This window comes from Streptomyces sp. RP5T, from assembly GCF_003933965.1.
GTDB lineage: Bacteria > Actinomycetota > Actinomycetes > Streptomycetales > Streptomycetaceae > Streptomyces.
Map to the genome: position 1 here is coordinate 1 of NZ_RSAJ01000637.1, position 4512 is coordinate 4512.

Annotated in this window: 4 protein-coding genes; 1 reads left to right on the top strand and 3 read right to left on the bottom strand. The window is 73.8% G+C overall.

All coding sequences use genetic code 11. The features are described from left to right. The coding region (locus EHS43_RS38110) for a tetratricopeptide repeat protein (protein WP_148104202.1) at nucleotides 1–1593 on the top strand (1593 nt) is incomplete at its 5' end. On the opposite strand, the gene EHS43_RS38115 is transcribed toward EHS43_RS38110, so the two are convergent. The 3 genes from EHS43_RS38115 to EHS43_RS38125 form a co-directional block, all read right to left on the bottom strand. Continuing rightward, on the bottom strand, nucleotides 1594–3315 hold the full coding sequence (locus EHS43_RS38115; RefSeq protein ID WP_125195183.1) for a bifunctional 3'-5' exonuclease/DNA polymerase: 1722 nt from the start codon (nucleotides 3313–3315) through the stop codon (nucleotides 1594–1596). Between the two features lie 125 nt (nucleotides 3316–3440). Next, nucleotides 3441–4193 (bottom strand): Clp protease N-terminal domain-containing protein, encoded by a 753-nt coding sequence (locus EHS43_RS38120; RefSeq protein ID WP_125195184.1) that lies wholly within the window; start codon nucleotides 4191–4193, stop codon nucleotides 3441–3443. Nucleotides 4194–4242: 49 nt separating this feature from the next. Beyond that, on the bottom strand, nucleotides 4243–4512 hold a 270-nt coding region (locus EHS43_RS38125; RefSeq protein WP_185806592.1), incomplete at its 5' end, for a LysE family translocator.

A 4512-nucleotide genomic window follows, 5' to 3' on the forward strand; every position in this document is an offset into this window, starting at 1 on the left:
CACCCGCTCATAGAACTCACCGGCCGCCTCCCCCTCGCCCTCCGTGTCGTCGCCGCCCGGCTGGCCGCCCGGCACGCCCTCACCCCCGACGTCCTCGCCGACCAACTGGCCGCCACCGAGGACCGGTTGCGGCATCTGGAGTACGACGACCTCTCCGTCCGCCGCTCCCTGGCCGTCGCCCACGACGCCCTCGCCGCCTCCGGTCGCCGCTCCGACCGCGACGCCGCGCTCACCCTGTGCCGTATCGGAGCCGTCGATCTGCCCACCTACGGCGTCCCCCTCGTCGCCCGTCTCCTCGGCACCGACGGCACCGACGAGACCCGCGCCGCGGACGCCCTCGACCGCCTCGTGGACGTGGCCCTGCTGGAGGAGAAGGCGTACGGCCGCTACGCCCCGCACGGCCTGGTCCGCGACTTCGCGCGGGAACTCGCGGGCACCGGGCACGCCCCCGACATCGCCCGCACCGCCCTGCGCTGGTACGCGGCGGTCGCCGAACGCGCCCTGACCGCGATCGTCGAACCCGGCCTCGACCTGGAGGACCGCCGCCGTCCGACGGCCGCGCAGCCGCCGGAGCACGCGGCGCACGTGCTGGCCATCCCGCCGTTCCCCTCCTCCGAGAAGGCCTTCGCCTGGGGCGAGTCGGAACTGGAGAACATCGTCGCCCTGGCCGAACAGCACGCGAACAGCCCCGACGAACGCGCCGCCGCCCATGTCTCCACCCTGCTGCGCCTGCTCTCGCCCTTCCTCCAGCGCAGCGGCCGGGTAGCCGAGACGGAGGTGCTCGGCCGGGCCGCGCTCACGGTGGCGCGGCGGCTCGGTGACGAGGAGGCCGAGGCGTGCGCCCTCGGCGACCTGGCCGGCCTGCACTTCCTGACCGGCCGGCAGAGCGAGGCCCTGGCCCTCAACGACCGGGCGCTCGCGATCTGGCGGCGCCTTGGCCGGGACTCCTGGACGCGCCGCTGCCTCAACAACCGGGGCCTGCTGCTCGAAGGCCTGGGCCGGTACGCCGAGTCGGGCGAGGCCCTGCGGCTGAGCCTCGCCTACGCACGGCAGTTGAACGACCCCTTCGGCGAGGCCGTCACCCACAGCAACCTCGGCAACCTGTACGAGCACACCGACCCGCGCGCCGCCATCGAACAGCACCGCCGCTCGCTCACCATCGGCGAGGAGACCGGCAGCGTGGTCGTACGGCACTCGGCGCACTGCAACATCGGCTACGCCCACCTCACCCTCGGCGAACCGGCCGCCGCGATGGCGCACTTCGAGGAGAGCCTGCGCATCCTCGGCAGCCCCGGCGACTGGCACGGCGAGTCGCAGAGCCGCCTCGGCCTGGTCCGGGCCCTGCGCCTGGTCGGCCACGGCGAACGCGCCGCCGCCGAGTGCGCGGAACTCCTGCGCCGCGCGGACGCCCGCGCCGACCGCTACACCGGCGCCCTCGCCCGCCACCAGCTCGGACTCCTGCTGCGCGAGCGGGGCAGGTCCGAGGAGGCGTACGAGCAGTGGCGGGCCGCTCTCGACGCGCTCGACGGCACGGACGAGAAGGCGGTGCTCCAGGAGCTCATCGCCCTGCTCGACGACTCCGGTCTACGGTGATCACTTCGCGTCGGCGTAGCACTCCACCACCGCCGTCGTGAACGGGAAGCGCACCGGTGTCTCACCGAAGGTCAGCCGCCCGGCCAGGTCCGACGCCTGTGCGATCGCCGCGACGACCGCCTCGGCCTCCTCCTCGGGACAGTGCACGATCACCTCGTCGTGCTGGAAGAAGACCAGTTCGGCGGCCATCCCCGCGCAGGCCTGCCGCAGCGCGGCGAGCAGCAGCAGGGCCCAGTCGGCGGCGCTGCCCTGCACGACGAAGTTGCGGGCGAAGCGGCCGCGGGCACGGGAGTTGGTGGAGGCGTACCCGGGCACCCAGCCGTCCTCGCCGGAGCCGAAGCCGGAGCCGGAGCTGGAACCGGAAGCGGTCTGAGCGGCCGGGTCCTCCTGGGGGATGCCCGCCTCCTCCGCGTCACCCGCCCCGGCCGCGGGCGGGCACGTCCGCCCCAGCCAGGTCCGCACCAGCCGGCCCTCCTCGCCCGCGCGGGCCGCGTCGTCGACGTAGGCCACCGCCTTCGGGAAGCGGCGTCGGAGCGCGGCGAGGTTCTTGAGGCCGTCGCCGGAGGTCTGGCCGTAGACCGCGCCGAGCACGGCGAGTTTGGCCTGGGCGCGGTCGCCGGAGAAGGCGCGGTCGGAGACGGACTGGTACAGGTCGCTCGCGCGCCCGGCGACCTCCATGAGCCCCGGGTCGCGGGAGATGGCCGCCAGGACGCGTGGCTCCATCTGGTCGGCGTCCGCCACGACGAGCCGCCAGCCGGGGTCGGCGACCACGGCCCGCCGGATCACCTTGGGGATCTGCAGGGCACCGCCGCCATGGGTGACCCATCTGCCCGTGACGGTCCCGCCCGCGAGGAACTCGGGCCGGAACCGCCCGTCCCGCACCCAGTCCTGGAGCCAGGACCAGCCGTGGGCGACCCAGATGCGGTACAGCTTCTTGTACTCGACCAGCGGCTTCACGGCCGGATGGTCCACGGACTCGATCTCCCAGCGCCGGGTCGACCGCACCTTGATGCCCGCCTGCGCGAACGCCTTGACGACATCGGCGGGCAGGTCGGGCCGCACCCGGCGCCCGAAGGCCGCGGACACCTCGTCGGCCAGCTCGGCGAGGCGCCGGGGCTCGCCGCCGCCGGCGTACCGCTCGCCGAGCAGTTCGTGCAGTACCCGACGATGGGTCTCGGCGCTCCATGGCAGCCCGGCGCGGTTCATCTCGGCTGCCACCAGCATCCCCGCCGACTCGGCGGCCGTCAGCAGCCGCATCCGGTCGGGGCGCGCGGTGGCGTCGTGCCGTCGCTGCTGGTCGGCGTAGACCTCGACGAGTTCGGCGAGCGGCACATGGACGCTGCGCGGCTCGAACAGGGAGGACTGCGAGCCCGGTTCGGCGGCGCGCTGGGGCGGGTCGGGGGGTACGGGTCCACCGCGCAGGCGGGCCAGGGCGGCGACGGCCGACCGCGGTTCCCCGTGCCGCCCCTCGTGGCCGAGCAACAGGGTCTCGGCGTCCTCGATGTCGTAGCACCGCTCCACCCGCACCCCCGCGGCGAGCAGACGGGGGTAGACCTCGGCGGTGGACCGCCACACCCACCGCGCCACCTCAGGCCGCGCCCGCACGGCCTCGGCGGGATCCCGCTCCCGCCGCACGGGCCCGGCGGGCAGCCCGTCGCCCCCGAGGGGGGCCACCTCCGCGCCGCCGTCCTCGGTCGGCGCGAGAGCCCACCGATCGTTCACACCTGCGAGTGTGCCAGCCCCCTCTGACAACGCCTCTGACCAGGGACTTTCCGGACGTCGGTGCATTGCCGGCGAGCGGGCGCCGACGCCCCTGGCGGCCGCGTCAGCCCTGCTCGTCCGTCGCGTCAGCCCTGCTCGTCCGCCGCGCCCGCCTCCTCCCGCGCCTTCAGGTACCCCTCCAGCTCCTTGGCGACGGTCTCCTCCACCTGGCTCTTCTCGATGCCGAGGCCCGACAGCACGCCCGTGCCGTGCTCGAACTCCAGGAGGGCCAGGAGGATGTGCTCGGTGCCGACGTAGTTGTGGCCCAGCCGGAGCGCCTCGCGGAAGGTGAGCTCCAGGACCTTCTTGGCGTCGGAGGCGTAGGGGACGAGTTCGGGGACGTCCTCGGCGGCCGGGGGAAGCGCGTCCGTCGCGGCTCGGCGGACGGCGTCGAGGGTGACCCCCTGGGCGACGAGCGCCTTCGCGGCGATGCCCTCGGGTTCCGCCAGCAGGCCGAGGACGAGGTGCTCGGGGCGGCCCTCGGGGTTGCGGGCGGTGACGGCCGCGTTGTGGGCGGCCATCACCACGTTGCGGGCGCGCGGGGTGTAGCGGCTGAAGCCCTGGTCGGCCGCCAGGTCCGCCGACTCCTTCGGCACGAACCGCTTCTGCGCCGCCTGCCGGGTGACGCCCATGCTCTTGCCGATGTCCGTCCAGGAGGCGCCCGAACGCCGGGCCTGGTCCACGAAGTGGCCGATCAGATGGTCCGCCACCTCCCCGAGGTGATCGGCGGCGATCACCGCGTCCTGGAGTTGGTCGAGAGGCTCGTCATGGACCTTCTTGATGGCCGAGATGAGGTCGTCGAGCCGTACGGATGACGTGATGGTCGGGTTCGTCGTCATGGTGTCAACCTTAGGTTGACGACGAGGGGGTGTCAACCGCAGGTTGCCTCTACTTCGGCGAAGCGGCCAGCCGCACCGCGAGCCCCGTGAACACCGTCCCCGAGACGATGTTCATCCACCGGTTCACCCGCGCACTGCGCCGCAGCACGTCCCCGAGCCGCCCGGCGAGCAGCCCCACACCGCCGTCCCACAGGAAACCCATGACCACCAGCGTGGTCCCGAGCAGCAGCAGCTGCCCCGGTACGTGGCCGAGCGACGGGTTCACGAACTGGGGCAGGAACGCCACGTTGAAGAGCATCGCAGTAGGGTTGAGCAGATT